At 73.2% G+C, this 13,741-nt stretch carries 13 protein-coding genes; 9 read left to right on the top strand and 4 right to left on the bottom strand.

The window, feature by feature from the left end; all coding sequences use genetic code 11:
* The first annotated feature begins 201 nt into the window (after positions 1-201).
* The 6 genes from ACFWPA_RS08375 to ligA all read left to right on the top strand — a co-directional run bounded on the left by ACFWPA_RS08375 (position 202) and on the right by ligA (position 7,547).
* Positions 202-972, top strand: coding sequence for a GNAT family N-acetyltransferase (locus tag ACFWPA_RS08375; RefSeq protein ID WP_378506544.1), 771 nt, complete (start codon positions 202-204; stop codon positions 970-972).
* On the top strand, positions 969-1,850 hold the full coding sequence (locus ACFWPA_RS08370) for a lysophospholipid acyltransferase family protein (protein WP_378569975.1): 882 nt from the start codon (positions 969-971) through the stop codon (positions 1,848-1,850). The genes ACFWPA_RS08375 and ACFWPA_RS08370 overlap by 4 nt, the downstream gene beginning before the upstream one ends.
* A 63-nt stretch (positions 1,851-1,913) precedes the next feature.
* Positions 1,914-3,191 carry a cysteine desulfurase family protein gene (locus ACFWPA_RS08365; protein WP_378569974.1) on the top strand — a complete coding sequence of 426 codons (1,278 nt, stop codon included), beginning with the start codon at positions 1,914-1,916 and terminating at the stop codon, positions 3,189-3,191.
* A complete protein-coding gene (mnmA, locus tag ACFWPA_RS08360; RefSeq protein ID WP_378569973.1) occupies positions 3,191-4,297 on the top strand; it encodes a tRNA 2-thiouridine(34) synthase MnmA in 1,107 nt (368 codons plus the stop codon). The genes ACFWPA_RS08365 and mnmA overlap by 1 nt, the downstream gene beginning before the upstream one ends.
* Positions 4,294-5,325 (top strand): methionine synthase, encoded by a 1,032-nt coding sequence (locus ACFWPA_RS08355; protein WP_378569972.1) that lies wholly within the window; start codon positions 4,294-4,296, stop codon positions 5,323-5,325. The genes mnmA and ACFWPA_RS08355 overlap by 4 nt, the downstream gene beginning before the upstream one ends.
* 98 nt (positions 5,326-5,423) lie before the next feature.
* The gene (ligA, locus tag ACFWPA_RS08350) at positions 5,424-7,547 is read left to right on the top strand and encodes an NAD-dependent DNA ligase LigA (protein ID WP_378506549.1); all 2,124 of its coding nucleotides are present in this window, start codon (positions 5,424-5,426) and stop codon (positions 7,545-7,547) included.
* A 57-nt stretch (positions 7,548-7,604) separates the two neighbouring features.
* Here ligA and soxR read toward each other — a convergent pair whose 3' ends face one another.
* Positions 7,605-8,084, bottom strand: a complete 480-nt coding sequence (gene soxR / locus ACFWPA_RS08345) for a redox-sensitive transcriptional activator SoxR (RefSeq protein WP_378506550.1) — start codon at positions 8,082-8,084, stop codon at positions 7,605-7,607.
* Positions 8,085-8,369: 285 nt separating this feature from the next.
* On the opposite strand from soxR, the gene ACFWPA_RS08340 reads away from it, so the two are divergent.
* Complete coding sequence (locus ACFWPA_RS08340; protein WP_378506551.1) at positions 8,370-8,858, top strand: GNAT family N-acetyltransferase; 489 nt, start codon at positions 8,370-8,372, stop codon at positions 8,856-8,858.
* Positions 8,859-8,871: 13 nt separating this feature from the next.
* Here the strand turns inward: ACFWPA_RS08340 and ACFWPA_RS08335 are convergent, their stop codons facing one another.
* On the bottom strand, positions 8,872-9,522 hold the full coding sequence (locus ACFWPA_RS08335) for an amino acid-binding protein (protein WP_378506552.1): 651 nt from the start codon (positions 9,520-9,522) through the stop codon (positions 8,872-8,874).
* Positions 9,523-9,813: 291 nt separating this feature from the next.
* Between ACFWPA_RS08335 and gatC the strand changes: the two genes are divergently transcribed.
* Both gatC and gatA read left to right on the top strand, forming a co-directional pair.
* Positions 9,814-10,113, top strand: coding sequence for an Asp-tRNA(Asn)/Glu-tRNA(Gln) amidotransferase subunit GatC (gatC, locus tag ACFWPA_RS08330; protein ID WP_378506553.1), 300 nt, complete (start codon positions 9,814-9,816; stop codon positions 10,111-10,113).
* Positions 10,110-11,594, top strand: coding sequence for an Asp-tRNA(Asn)/Glu-tRNA(Gln) amidotransferase subunit GatA (gene gatA / locus ACFWPA_RS08325; RefSeq protein WP_378506554.1), 1,485 nt, complete (start codon positions 10,110-10,112; stop codon positions 11,592-11,594). The genes gatC and gatA overlap by 4 nt, the downstream gene beginning before the upstream one ends.
* A gap of 80 nt (positions 11,595-11,674) precedes the next feature.
* On the opposite strand, the gene ACFWPA_RS08320 is transcribed toward gatA, so the two are convergent.
* On the bottom strand, positions 11,675-13,021 hold the full coding sequence (locus ACFWPA_RS08320; protein WP_378569971.1) for an alpha/beta-hydrolase family protein: 1,347 nt from the start codon (positions 13,019-13,021) through the stop codon (positions 11,675-11,677).
* Positions 13,021-13,686, bottom strand: a complete 666-nt coding sequence (locus ACFWPA_RS08315) for a hypothetical protein (protein WP_378569970.1) — start codon at positions 13,684-13,686, stop codon at positions 13,021-13,023. Before ACFWPA_RS08315 ends, ACFWPA_RS08320 begins: the two co-directional genes overlap by 1 nt.
* Between the last annotated feature and the right edge of the window lie 55 nt (positions 13,687-13,741).

Genomic DNA, 13,741 nt, shown 5'->3' with positions numbered 1-13,741 from the left:
TCTGGTCGGTCGGCGGGTCCTGCGTCTTCTCCAGGAAGTGCGTCACGCGGTCGTCGGCGTCGGTGGTGACGCAGCCGAACGCGCGCGGATCGGACCCCGCTCCCGATGGGGGCGGGGCCGCCGCTGTTTCTTCACCCCGCTGCCATCGACGCGACACGTCGGTGACGCCCGGACGCCTCCCGCCGCGTCGACGCTGATGGCATGACCGTCACCGAGGTCCAGGCCACCGGCCGCTATTCGCTGCACCTGTCCTCCGACCGCGAACACCGGGATGCCGCGCAACGGTTGCGGCACACCGTGTTCGCCGCGGAGCCGGGATTCGTCCATGATGCCGCCGACGGACGCGAGGCCGACCGGTTCGACGAGTACTGCGAGCACCTGCTGGTACGCGACGAGATCACCGATGAGACCGTCGGCTGCTACCGGATACTCACCGCGGATGCCGCACGTGCGGCCGGGGGGTGGTACACCGCAACGGAATTCGACATCTCCGCCCTCGCCCCGCTGCACGGCGAGATGGTCGAGTTGGGGCGTGCGTGTGTGCACCCCGGGCACCGCAACGGGGCGGTCCTCGCGATGATGTGGGCGGGGATGCTGAATTACCTCGACCTCGCCGGTCCCCGGTGGGCGCTCGGGTGCGTGTCGGTGCCGATGCGGATGCCGGGCGACGCGGACGACGGCGCGAACGTCCGGGCGGTCCGCGACCGTCTGCTCGCCGAGCACGCGAGCCCGCCGAATCGTCGGGTCCGCCCGCTGCGCCCGGTCCCCGGGATGGCCGGGCCCGCGCCCACCGCCCGGCCGGTGCTGCCGCCGCTGTTGCGCGGCTACCTGCGGCTCGGTGCCCGGATTTGCGGGGAGCCCGCCCACGACCCGGGCTTCGGCGTCGCCGACTTCGTCGCGCTGCTCGGCGCGCACGACGTCGACCCGCGCTACCTGCAGCGGCTGCGGTCGGTTCCGGTGACGGTGCGATGACCCACGCCTGGATGCCGTCCAGCCCGTGCGGCGACGGGTGCGTCACCGACCACGGCCGCCGCGCTGGCCCGGTGCGCACCGGGCTCCGGTGCGTGGGGGTGGCGGTGCTGGTGTCCGGGTTGCCGGTTCTCGTGGCTACCGGGGCCCTGCCACCGCGGTGGCGATCCGGACTGCATCGCGGCTACGCCCGTTCGGTGCTGCGGATCCTCGGGCTGCGACTGCGGGTTCGCGACGAGCGGGACCCCGCCCCGGGCGCCGGGGGAGTGCTCGTCGTCGCCGCACACGTCTCCTGGCTGGACGTGCTCGCGTTGACCGCCGTCGACCCCGGCACCTACGTCGCCCGCGCGGACCTGCTCGACTGGCCGCTGATCGGGCCGCTCACCCGGCGCCTGCGGGTGGTGCCGATCGACCGGGCGCGGCTGCGTGCGCTGCCCGCCGTCGTCGACGAGGTCACCGCGCTGCTGCGCCGAGGGCGGCGCGTCGTCGTGTTCCCCGAGGGCACCACCTGGTGCGGGCGGGCCGGTGGCCGCCTGCGGCCCGCCCTGTTCCAGGCCGCGATCGACGCGGGCACACCGGTCGCCCCCGTCGCGCTGCGGTACGTCGGGCCGGGCGGGCCGGCGACCGGGGCCTGCTTCGTCGGCGAGCAGACCCTCGTCGGCTCGCTGGTTCGGGTGGTCCGGCTGCGCGACGTGCACATCGACGTCCGGCTGGCCCCGCTCCAACGGCCCGGCACCGACCGGCGGGAACTGGCGACCCGCTGCGAGCGACTCGTCCGGGGCGGGCATGGACCGTTCCGGAACGGCGGCAGCCCGACCGGTTCGTCGTCCGCCGACGCGGCGCCCCCCGCGGGGGCGGTCCGCTCACCGGTCGCCGCCTGAACCCGCCTACCTGCACGGTCGGCGTCCGGCACCCGATCGGTGACGGGCTATCCTGGTCGGGTCATGACTTCGCCCCGCCCCCACTCCACCGGAGCCGGTGAACCCGATCGCGCGCCAGCACCGCGATCCGCGCCGGTGTACCTCGATCACGCCGCAACCACGCCGATGTTGCCGGAGGCGATCGCCGCGATGAGCGCCGTGCTCGCCACGGTCGGCAACGCGTCCTCACTGCACGGTTCCGGGCGGGCGGCCCGCCGCCGGGTCGAGGAGTCGCGGGAGTCGATCGCCGCCGACCTCGGGGCCCGGCCGTCGGAGGTCATCTTCACCTCGGGCGGTACCGAATCCGACAACCTTGCCGTCAAGGGCATCTACTGGGCTCGCCGCGACGCCGACCCGCGACGCAGGCGGATCGTGACCAGCACCGTCGAGCACCACGCGGTGCTCGACGCGGTGGAGTGGCTCGCCGCGCACGAGGGCGCCGAGATCACCTGGCTGCCGGTCGACGCCGACTGCCGCGTGGACCCCGCGGATCTGCGCCGGGAACTCGAGGCGCACGCCGACGAGACCGCGTTGGTCACCGTCATGTGGGCGAACAACGAAGTCGGGTCGGTCATGCCGATCGCTGAACTTTCGTCTATTGCAGCAGAATTCGGCGTGCCGATGCACAGTGATGCGGTCCAGGCCGCCGCGCAGCTGCCGGTCGACTTCGCCGCAAGCGGACTGTCCGCACTCAGCGTGGCCGCGCACAAGTTCGGTGGCCCGCACGGGGCCGGTGCGCTGCTCCTCGGCCGTCAGGTGCCGTGCGTTCCGCTGCTGCACGGCGGCGGGCACGAACGGGACCTGCGCGCGGGCACACTCGACACGGCGGCCACCGTCGCGTCCGCGGCGGCACTGCGGACGATGGTGTCGGACAGGGAGTTCCGTGCCGCGGAGCTCGCTCGTCTGCGTGACCGGCTGGTCGACGGCGTGCGGGCGGTTGTTCCGGACGCGGTGCTCAACGGCCCGCTCGGAGCCGACCGGCTGCCGGGCAACGCGCACTTCACCTTCCCCGGCTGCGAGGGCGACTCGCTGCTGATGCTGCTGGACGCGTCCGGCGTCGAGTGTTCGACCGGATCCGCATGCACGGCCGGGGTGGCCCGCGCCAGTCACGTGCTGATCGCGATGGGGATCGACCCCAGGATCGCGCGCGGGTCGCTGCGTTTCTCGCTCGGGCACACGTCCACCGATGCCGACGTCGACGCGTTGCTGGCGGCACTGCCGCAGGTCGTCGACCGGGCCCGCGCCGCGGGGATGGCCGGGGCCGGGTCACGGCGACTTCAGGGCACGAGAGGATCACACTGATGCGGGTACTGGCGGCGATGAGCGGTGGTGTCGACTCCGCGGTGGCCGCGGCGCGAGCGGTCGAGGCCGGACACGAGGTCGTCGGCGTCCACCTTGCGCTGTCGACGGCCCCGGGCACCCTGCGCACGGGATCGCGGGGCTGCTGCTCGAAGGAGGACGCGGGCGATGCGCGCCGCGCCGCGGACGTGCTCGGAATTCCGTTCTACGTCTGGGATTTCGCCGATCAGTTCAAGGAAGACGTGATCGACGACTTCGTCGCCGCCTACGCGGCGGGGGAGACGCCGAACCCGTGCCTGCGGTGCAACGAGAAGATCAAGTTCGCCGCGCTCGCCGACCGGGCCATGGCACTCGGATTCGACGCGGTCGCCACCGGGCACTATGCGCGACTCGCCGACGGCGTCCTGCGGCGCGCCGTGGACGCGGACAAGGACCAGTCGTACGTGCTGGGGGTACTGACCGCCGAGCAGCTGTCCCGCGCAATGTTCCCGGTCGGGGACACTCCGAAGCCGCGGATCCGGGAGGAGGCCGCCGCGCGCGGGCTCGCGGTCGCGGACAAGCCCGACAGCCACGACATCTGCTTCATTCCGTCCGGGGACACCCGGGCGTTCCTCGGCGCGAAGATCGGGGTGCGCCCGGGCAAGGTGGTCGACGCCGACACCGGCGCCGAACTCGCCGACCACGACGGCGTGCACGGGTTCACGATCGGCCAGCGCAAGGGGCTCGGTGTCGCGGGACCCGCCGCCGACGGGCGCCCGCGCTACGTCACCGCGATCGAACCGGACACCGGGACCGTGCGGGTCGGGTCCGCGGAACGCCTCCAGGTGTGGACGATCCGCGCCGAGCGGCCGATCTGGACGTCCGGGTCCGCGCCTGCCGGTCCCGTCGAGTGCACCGTGCAGGTGCGCGCGCACGGCGGGCTGGCGGAGGCGGTCGCGGAGCAGGTCGACGGCGGCCTCGAGGTGCGACTGCGCGAGCCCGTGACCGGTGTCGCCAGGGGGCAGGCGGTGGTGCTGTACCGCCGCGACTCCGCCGGTGACATCGTGCTCGGCAGTGGCACCATCGCCGGGGCCGGCGGTTCGGGCGAGCCCGACAGCGAATTGCGTTGACCGACACGGTGTTCCCGGTCGGCGTCGCGACGGGAGTAGGGTCCTGGCCCGGCGTCGACCCGCGCAAGGCCGCGGCCGTCGTCGTCGGTGAGGCCGCGCAGCTGCCGCACCTGGTTGAGCTGCCTGCGCGTGGTCTCGGCGCCGACATGATCGGTCGGGCCGCGGCCCTGCTCGTCGACCTGCCGCTGGACACCTCCACCACCGGCTACCGGGTCGCGCAGCGGACCGGACCGGTCACCCGACTCGCGCGGGACCTGCTCGCCCGCGACCTCGACGCCCTCGAGGAGGCGTGGGAGCTGGCCGGTCACCGCGGCAGTGAGCAGCCGGTGAAGGTCCAGGCCGTCGGACCGCTGACGCTGGCGTCGCAGCTGGAACTCGTCGGGGGGCACCGCGCGCTCACCGACCCCGGTGCGCTCCGGGATCTCACCGAATCGTTGGCCGAGGGCCTGCGCGGGCACGTTGCCGAGGTGCGGCGGCGCCTGGGTTCCCCGGTGCTGGTCCAGCTCGACGAGCCGGGACTCCGGTCGGTGCTGGACGGGACGCTGACCGGGGTGTCGATCCTGCAGACGCCGCGAGCCCTGCCAGAACCGGAGGCCCTCGCGGTCCTCCAGCAGGCGATCGCGACGGTGCCGGTCCCGGTCCTCGTGCACTGCTGCGCCGCGTCGCCCCCGCTGGACCTGCTGCGCCGCAGCGGCGCAGCCATGGTGGGGCTGGATGCGGGTGTGCTGCGGGCCGCGGACCTGGACGGGGTCGGCGAACTGCTCGACTCCGGGCTGTCGCTGGCGCTGGGCCTGGTTCCGACCGCGGCACCGGAGCGGACGCCGTCCTGGCGTGAACTCGCCCGGCCCGCGGCGGTCCTCGTCGACCGTCTCGGCTTCCCCCGCTCCGCCCTCGCCGAGCGCGTCCTCGTCACGCCGGCCTGCGGGCTTGCCGGCGCGAGCGGCGCCTGGTCCCGCGAGGCGCTGCGCCGTTCCGCCGAGATCGCGCGCGCCTTCGCCGACGGCGCGGACCTCACCGCGAAGGATTGAATGGGGGTTCATGGGCCATCCGGGCGCAGGAAGTGGCACGTGAACCCCCGTTCAACGCATGGGGCGGGGTGTCGGTGGGCTGGGATAGCCTTTCTGGCGTGACGGAGAACGTGGCAGCTGCGGCCGACCCCGACCGAGACGTCGAGTCAGCGACCGCCGAGGAACGCGACGAGTGGCAGCGGCTCGCGGAGGAGGTGCGCGAGCATCAGTTCCGTTACTACGTTAAGGATGCACCGACCATTACCGACGGTGAGTTCGACGCGTTGCTGCGGCAGCTCACCGACCTGGAGGAGCGGCGTCCCGAACTGCGGGCCGCCGATTCGCCGACCCAGCTCGTCGGCGGCGGCTTCGCGACCGAGTTCACCGCCGTGGACCATCTCGAGCGAATGCTCAGTCTCGACAACGTCTTCGACGAGGCCGAACTGCGGGCCTGGATCGCACGGATCGAGGGGGAGCTGCCGGGTGACGCGGCGCCGCACTACCTGTGCGAGGTGAAGATCGACGGGGTCGCCCTGAATCTGGTGTATGAGAACGGACGACTGGTCCGTGCCGCCACCCGCGGTGACGGCCGCACCGGTGAGGACGTCACCCTGAACGCCCGCACCATCGACGACATCCCCCACACCCTCACCGCGAGCACGGAGTATCCGATCCCGGCCCTGCTCGAGGTGCGCGGCGAGGTGTTCTTCCGGCTCGAGGACTTCGCGGCGCTCAACGCCTCCCTCGTGGCGGAGGGCAAGGCGCCGTTCGCGAACCCCCGCAACTCCGCGGCCGGGTCGCTGCGGCAGAAGAATCCGGCGGTCACCGCGAAGCGCAGGCTCGGGATGATCTGCCACGGACTCGGCCGCACGGAGGGCTTCGAACCGGTCAGCCAGCACGACGGCTACACCGCCCTCGCCGCCTGGGGGCTGCCGGTCTCCACGCACACCGCGCGGGTGCAGGGCGCGGACGCGGTGGTTGCCAGGGTCGGCTACTGGGACGAGCACCGGCACGACGTCGAGCATGAGATAGACGGCCTGGTCGTCAAGGTCGACGAGATGTCGTTGCACCGCAGGCTCGGCGCGACCTCCCGGGCCCCGCGGTGGGCGATCGCCTACAAGTATCCGCCGGAGGAGGCGACCACCAGGCTGCTCGACATCCGGGTCAGCGTCGGTCGCACCGGCCGCGTCACCCCGTTCGCGTACATGGAACCGGTCACCGTCGCCGGGTCGACGGTGTCCCTGGCGACGCTGCACAACGGGTCGGAGGTCAGGCGCAAGGGCGTGCTGATCGGGGATACCGTGGTGATCCGCAAGGCGGGCGAGGTGATTCCGGAGGTGCTTGGCCCGGTGGTGGATCTGCGGGACGGCACCGAACGCGAGTTCGTGATGCCGACCCACTGCCCGGAGTGCGGCACCGAGCTCGCCCCGGCGAAGGAGGGCGACGCCGACATCCGCTGCCCCAACCAGCGGTCCTGCCCGGCCCAGCTGCGGGAACGGGTGTTCCACGTCGCCGGGCGCGGCGCATTCGACATCGAGGTCCTCGGCTACGAGGCCGCGACCGCGCTGCTCGAGGCGGGCGTGATCGGGGACGAGGGCGACCTGTTCGCCCTCACCGCCGACGAGCTGATGCGGACGGCGCTGTTCACCACCAAGGCGGGCACGCTGTCCGCGAATGGGAAGCGGTTGCTCGACAACCTCGACCGCTCGAAGACGCAGCCGCTGTGGCGGGTGCTGGTCGCCCTGTCGATCCGGCACGTCGGCCCGACCGCGGCCCGCGCGCTTGCGTCGGCGTTCGGCAGCCTGGCACGGATCGAGGCGGCGTCGGTGGAGGAGCTCGCCGCGGTCGACGGTGTCGGCGGCACGATCGCGGCGGCCGTCGTCGAATGGTTCGGCGTCGACTGGCACCGTCGGATCGTCGAGAAGTGGCGCGCGGCGGGCGTGTCGATGGAGGACGAACGCGACGAGTCGATCGAGCGCACGCTGGAGGGCCTGTCGATCGTCGTCACCGGGTCGCTGGTCGGGTTCACCCGGGACGGTGCGAAGGAGGCGATCCTGCAGCGCGGCGGCAAGGCGGCCGGATCGGTGTCCAAGAAGACGGCGTTCGTCGTCATCGGCGACGCTCCCGGATCGAAGGCGGACAAGGCGGAACAGCTGGGGGTGCCGATCCTCGACGAGGCGGGATTCGTTCGGCTGCTCGACGGTGGGCCCGCTGCCGTCGCGCCCACCGACACCGACGGGTGACCCGCCGATCGTCGGCGGGTCCGCACCGGATCCTATGGGCGGCACCGTGATTCGGCCCTAGTGATGGCCGTGGTGACCGCCGTCGTCGCGGTGCAGTGCCTCGGGGAGGAAGGCGGCGCCGGGTCCGTAGGTCGCGGCGGCGTCGTTCGGATTGGACAGCGCGCAGGTCTGCAGGGACAGGCACCCGCAGCCGATGCACGACTCCAGGCCGTCGCGGAGCGCCTCGAGTGCCTCGATCTGCTCCTCGATGCGACCACGCCAGCTCCGGGACACCCGCGCCCAGTCGGACCGGGTTGGTGCGCGGCCGCCGGGGAGGGTGCTCATCGTGGCGGCGATCTCGTCGAGGGTGAGCCCGATGCCGCGGGCCGCCCGAATGAACGCGATCTTGCGGAGCACACTGCGCTGATAGCGGCGCTGATTCCCGGTCGTGCGGGTGCTCTCGATCAGGCCCTGGGTCTCGTAGTAGCGCAACGCGGACGGCGCGAGCCCGCTGCGTTCGGACACCTCGCCGACGGTCAGCAGATCCGTGGTGCGCACCCGCGCCTCCCTCTTCCCGGCAGATGAAGTCGACTTCAGCTTCCGCTTCGGGCGGCCGCGCGGCAAGGTGAACGCCCTCACACCGCGGCGAGCCCGGTGGTGAACATCACGCGCCGGCCCGGACCCGCCGTGGGCGGGTGCGCGCCGCCGCGTCACAGGTTGCGTTTGTGCAGGTCAATGCGGTTTGGGCGGGGGTGGGGGAGCCTTCGGGGGAGGGGCGACGCGCCGTGACCTGCGTGTCCGAGGTGCTTGAGGCCGGTGTCGGGGTGCTGCGATAGTGACGCCATGATCACCGTGCGCCCCGCCGACCCCGCCGACTTCGACGCCGTGGCCGCGCTGACCGTCGACTCCTACGTCGGGGGCGGATTCGTCGCCGAGACCAGCACGTACGTCGAGCGATTGCGCGACACCGCGTCCCGAGCCGAGGACGCCGAGGTCCTGGTCGCCGAATGGGACGGCGAGGTCGTCGGCTCGGTCACCATCGCCGAACCGGGCAGCCCGTTCGCCGACGTGGCCCGGCCCGGCGAACTCGAGTTCCGGATGCTCGCGGTCTCGTCCGCGGCCCGCGGCAAGGGGGCCGGCTCGGCGCTGGTCCGGCACGTCCTCGACACCGCATACGACCGCGGATTGCAGGCGGTGGTGCTCTCCACCGAGCCCGAGATGATCGAGGCCCGCCGCATCTACGATCGCAACGACTTCGTGCCTGCCCCGGAACGCGACTGGGCGCCCGCGCCCGGCGCCGACCTCACCGTCCTGGTCCGCGAGATCGTCTGACCGGTCGGGCGGATCAGCCCAACACGGTCGCGACGATGCCCGCGAGATAGCCGAGCCTGGCGACCTCGGACGGGCGGAACTCCGGGCCACCGGAGCGTCCCAGCATCAGCACCCGCCCCGACGAGCCGAGCGGCGCGGCGGCGAGGGTCGTGTCCATGTCCCGCCAGATCCCCGGCACCCAGTCGGCGCCGCCGTCGAGGATCGTCGGCTTCCGCAGTGGCATCCACGGCACGTCACCGGCATGCGTCTCCGGGGCGCCCGTGCTGCCGACGACCCGGAACGCGCCGTGCGGACCGACCCCGACCACGGTCGCCCAGCTGACCCGCAGCACCCGGGCGGCACCGTCGACCAGCACCTGCAGACGGTCGTCGCGGGCGGTCGCGACCTGGTCGATCAGTTCCAGCTCACGGTGGGTGTCGAGCAGGCCGGTGTAGGGGCGGATCGAGTCGACCCGCACCCCCGACAGGTGCTCGGCCGCGGTGATGAGGGTGTCCGGCAGCGACCCGTGCGCGACATCGACGACGAGATCATCGACGGCGAACCCCGAGCCCCGCTCGACCACGTCGAGGGAGAGGATGTCCGCGCCGACGGAACCGAGTGCAACGGCCAGTGCGCCCAGGCTGCCGGGTCGATCGGGTAGCTGGACACGCAATAGGTACGACACGGAATTCCTTTGTCACGACTGTTCGCCGTCGGCGAGGCCGCTCGGCCACCGGCGAACGGGAGTCGTCGATGCCCCCGCGCGAACCATCCTTCCATCACGGACCGACTCCGCGGCGGCGCGTGCGGCCGCGACGGGTCAGCCCTGCTCGCAGCGGAACCGTCACAGCGGCGGACATCGAGACGTTCCTGCGTCGAAACGGATCGGCCGCCCCGGGCGCTGCGTGCAGCCGGTTCCGGCGCAGCCGATAGGCTGGGGCGGATCTCCTGACGCCGACCTGAAAGGGGCCCACGGGTGCCTGCCATCTCCCGCGACGAGGTTGCTCACCTCGCCCGGCTGTCCCGGCTCGCGCTGTCCGACGCCGAACTCGACGAGTTCGCCGGCCAGCTCGATTCGATTCTCAGCCACGTCAAGACCGTCGCGGAGGTCGCCGCGGACGACGTCCCGCCGACCGCGAACCCGTACGCGCTGCTCAACGTGACCCGCCCCGACGTGGTGGTGCCGGGACTGACGCCCGAGCAGGCGCTGTCCGGTGCGCCCGCCGTCGAGCAGGAGCGTTTCGCCGTCCCGCAGATCCTGGGAGAAGAGCAGTGACCGCCGACCTGACCACCCTCGACGCCGCCGTCCTCGCGTCGAAGATCCACGCCCGCGAGGTGTCCTCCGTCGAGGTCACCCAGGCGCACCTGGACCGGATCGCCGCCGTCGACGGCGAGTACAACGCGTTCCTGCACGTCTCCGGTGACGCGGCGCTGACCGCGGCGAAGCAGGTCGATGAGGCGTTGGCCGCGGGTGGGGCCCCTGCCTCGCCGCTGGCGGGCGTCCCGCTGGCACTCAAGGACGTCTTCACCACCACCGACGCGCCCACCACCTGCGGGTCGAAGATTCTCGAGGGTTGGGTCGCGCCGTACGACGCGACGCTCACCACGAAGCTGCGCGCGGCCGGGATCCCGGTCCTCGGCAAGACGAACATGGACGAGTTCGCGATGGGCTCGTCGACGGAGAACTCCGCGTACGGTCCGACCAGGAACCCGTGGGACACCGGCCGGATCCCCGGCGGTTCCGGCGGCGGCAGTGCCGCGGCGCTGGCGTCGAATCAGGCGCCGCTCGCGATCGGCACCGACACCGGCGGCTCGATCCGGCAGCCCGCAGCGGTGACCGCGACGGTCGGGACCAAGCCGACCTACGGCACCGTCTCCCGGTTCGGTCTCGTCGCCTGCGCGTCCTCGCTCGACCAGGGCGGCCCGTGTGGCCGCACCGTCCTGGACACCGCGCTGCTGCACGAGGTGATCGCCGGACACGACCCGCGCGACTCCACCTCCATCGACGCCCCGGTCCGTCCCGTCGTCGAGGCGGCCCGCCGCGGCGCGACCGGCGACCTGACGGGCGTTCGCGTCGGCGTCGTGAAGGAACTGCACTCGGACAGCTACCAGCCAGGCGTCCTCTCCTCGTTCGATGCCGCCGTCACGCAGCTGACCGACCTCGGTGCCGAGGTGGTCGAGGTGTCCTGCCCGAACTTCCTGCACGCGCTGGCCGCCTACTACCTGATCCTGCCGAGCGAGGTGTCCTCCAACCTGGCCCGGTTCGATGCGATGCGCTACGGAATGCGGGTCGACGACGGCACCATGAGCGCCGACCAGGTGATGGCCGCGACCCGCGCCGCCGGTTTCGGCAAGGAGGTCAAGCGGCGCATCATGATTGGCACCTACGCGCTGTCGTCGGGCTACTACGACGCCTACTACGGCTCCGCGCTCAAGGTGCGCACCCTGATCGCCCGCGACTTCGACGCCGCCTACGAGAAGGTCGACGTCCTCGTCTCGCCGACCAGCCCGTTCACCCCGTGGAAGCTGGGGGAGAAGGTGGACGACCCGCTGGCGATGTACCTGTCCGACCTGTGCACCCTGCCGACCAACCTGGCCGGCCATTGCGCGATGTCGGTGCCGTCCGGGTTGTCCGCGGACGACAACCTGCCGGTCGGCCTGCAGATCATGGCCCCGGCACTCGCCGACGAACGGCTCTACCGGGTCGGTGCCGCGTACGAGGCCGCCCGCGGACCGATCGGCTCGCCCGTCGCCTGACCGTGTTCGACCGGCTCGGCCCGGACCCCGCCATCGGGGCCCGGGCCGAGCGTCGTTCGGGGGCGCGCGTCGGGCCCCCGTCAGCAGGTCGGAAGTCGGGTGCCCTGGTCGGTGCCGTAGCGGTGCCCGTGGCCCGGTGCGGCATCGAGTGCGGTGAGCAGGTCGACGCTGGTCTGCAGGAAGCTCAGCACCGGAAGCCACGCCGGTGTCGGGGCGTCCGGCCGGACACCGGCGAGCCGGGGCGGCGCGACCAGCAGCCGCGGCGACCAGTGCACGACGGGGTCCGACGAATTGGCCAGCACCACGGTGTCCGCGGTCGGGACCCGGCCCGCCGGTGGGCCCGCGACGAGATTGCCGCACGCGGGCACCGCGACCGGTTCGGACAGCGCCGCGTCGACACCCACCGCGCCGAGGCTCTGCCCATACAGGTGCAGGCGGGGCCGCCGGTCCTCGGGGAGCAGCGACACCCGGTGGGCCACCGCCCGGTACAGGGCGCGGGCCGCCTCCTCGGCGCTGCCCCGGTCGAACACGAACGTCACCCAGCTCGGCGCCGCCGAGTACTGCACCGCGACCTCCGCGACGTCACCACCGAATCGCCGCTCCATCCCGGCGATCGCCCCGGCGTCGATCCACCCCGACCCCGTCGGCACCGCGATCACCAGATGGGAGCGGGTCAGCCCGCCGGACCGCTCCAGGTCGGCCACCGCGAGTGTCACCCGCGCCGCGAGATCGGGTGCGCTGTCGAGCCCGACATAGGTGCGGGTCACCCCGTCGGCCGCGGGGGCGGTGACGAAGCGGCGGCCCTCAACGCCGAGGCTCTCCCACCCCACCGGGGAGGCGGTGCTGCCCGACATCGCCGGCGAGGTCGGCTGCCGCAGCACCGGTTCGGGACCGTCGGCCGAGGCGACCGCGGGCGCCGTGCACGAGGTGACGGCGAGCACGCAGCCGAGCAGCCCCGCGATGAGGCGGTACCGGCCGAGCCGGCGGGCCGCGGACCGCAGCAGCGCCGCCGCACCGGTGATCGACGCGGCGACCGCGACGGCTCCCGCCGAGACCAGAACCCAGTGCGCGACACCGACGTCGGGGAGCCCGGTCGCGGCGCGCAGCCCGCTCTGCCAGCGGGCAGCACCGGTCAGCGCCGCCCCGAGGGTGGTGAGCGCCGCCGCCGCAACCCAGCCCCGCACCGTCACCGACGCCGCGGCGCGGTCGCCGCGCAGCCGCCGCCACCCGGCGCCGGCCACGACACCGAGCACCGCGAACACGCCGGTGACCCCGGCCTGCACCGGAGCCGACCGGGGAAGCAGCGACGGCATCAGGGAGGCCACGATCAGCGCGGTGACGGCCACCGTGCTCGACACCCGGGGCAGCGCGGACGCCGCCGTGACGGAGAGTCGGGCACCGACCGCGGTGCGGGGAAGCGTCGTCATCACGCCCGCACCGCCCGCGACGCGCCGGCGAGGACCGGCGCCGCCGCCGCGTGTGCCCTGCCGCGCCGTCGGTGCGCCGCCGCGAGCGCGGCCCCCAACAGCGCCGCCCCACCGACACCGGCAGCAATCGGGCCGACCGGCTCCCGGACCGGGACGCCGAAGCCCTGCCGCCACGAGTTCGCCTGCACCGCCGCGACGGCGGCGTCGGCGACGACACCGCACGACGCGCGAGTCAGGTCGTCGGGGCGGGTCGTGCACGCGTCGTGCATACGCTGCCCGAGCTGCCGGTCCAGGCTCCGCCGCGCCCATCCGCCCAACGGGGTCCCGGTGCGGTCGGCGTACCGGAGCAGGTCGTAGCCGAGGTCGTGGCCCCGGCAGGCGCCGTCGAACTCGGCGGGCAGGGGGACCGGTGACGAGCACTGCCCGTTCGGATTGACCAGCATGGCGCCGTCGGTGACCGGGCGGTAGCCGGCGACGTCGGCGAAGTCGTCCGGGATCGCGGCGGCCGCGGCGTCGGCGCCGCCCCCGACGAGCGCCTCGACCGCACGGGCCACCTGAGACGGTGCCTCCGCCCGGGCGGAGGCCTGCACCGGCGGCGGTGCGAGCGCGGCGGACAGGGCGATGGCGCTGCCCGCGGTGAACACGGCCAGGGTGGATTTGCGCATGGCATCGACGCTAGAAACGGCGCCCACCTGCGAACATCCCTCCCGGGGTTGGTTC

It is taken from the genome of Rhodococcus sp. NPDC058505 (assembly GCF_042720095.1).
Classification (GTDB): domain Bacteria; phylum Actinomycetota; class Actinomycetes; order Mycobacteriales; family Mycobacteriaceae; genus Rhodococcus_G.
Note: the sequence above shows the minus strand (reverse complement) of the source record. Positions and strands in the feature narration are given on the sequence as shown.

Coding starts and splice junctions, on each gene's coding strand:
- ACFWPA_RS08315 (WP_378569970.1), bottom strand. CDS start 13,686: ATGCGCAAATCCACCCTGGCCGTGTTCACCGCGGGCAGCGCCATCGCC.
- mnmA (WP_378569973.1), top strand. CDS start 3,191: ATGCGGGTACTGGCGGCGATGAGCGGTGGTGTCGACTCCGCGGTGGCC.
- ACFWPA_RS08370 (WP_378569975.1), top strand. CDS start 969: ATGACCCACGCCTGGATGCCGTCCAGCCCGTGCGGCGACGGGTGCGTC.
- ACFWPA_RS08375 (WP_378506544.1), top strand. CDS start 202: ATGACCGTCACCGAGGTCCAGGCCACCGGCCGCTATTCGCTGCACCTG.
- ACFWPA_RS08365 (WP_378569974.1), top strand. CDS start 1,914: ATGACTTCGCCCCGCCCCCACTCCACCGGAGCCGGTGAACCCGATCGC.
- ACFWPA_RS08340 (WP_378506551.1), top strand. CDS start 8,370: ATGATCACCGTGCGCCCCGCCGACCCCGCCGACTTCGACGCCGTGGCC.
- ACFWPA_RS08320 (WP_378569971.1), bottom strand. CDS start 13,021: ATGACGACGCTTCCCCGCACCGCGGTCGGTGCCCGACTCTCCGTCACG.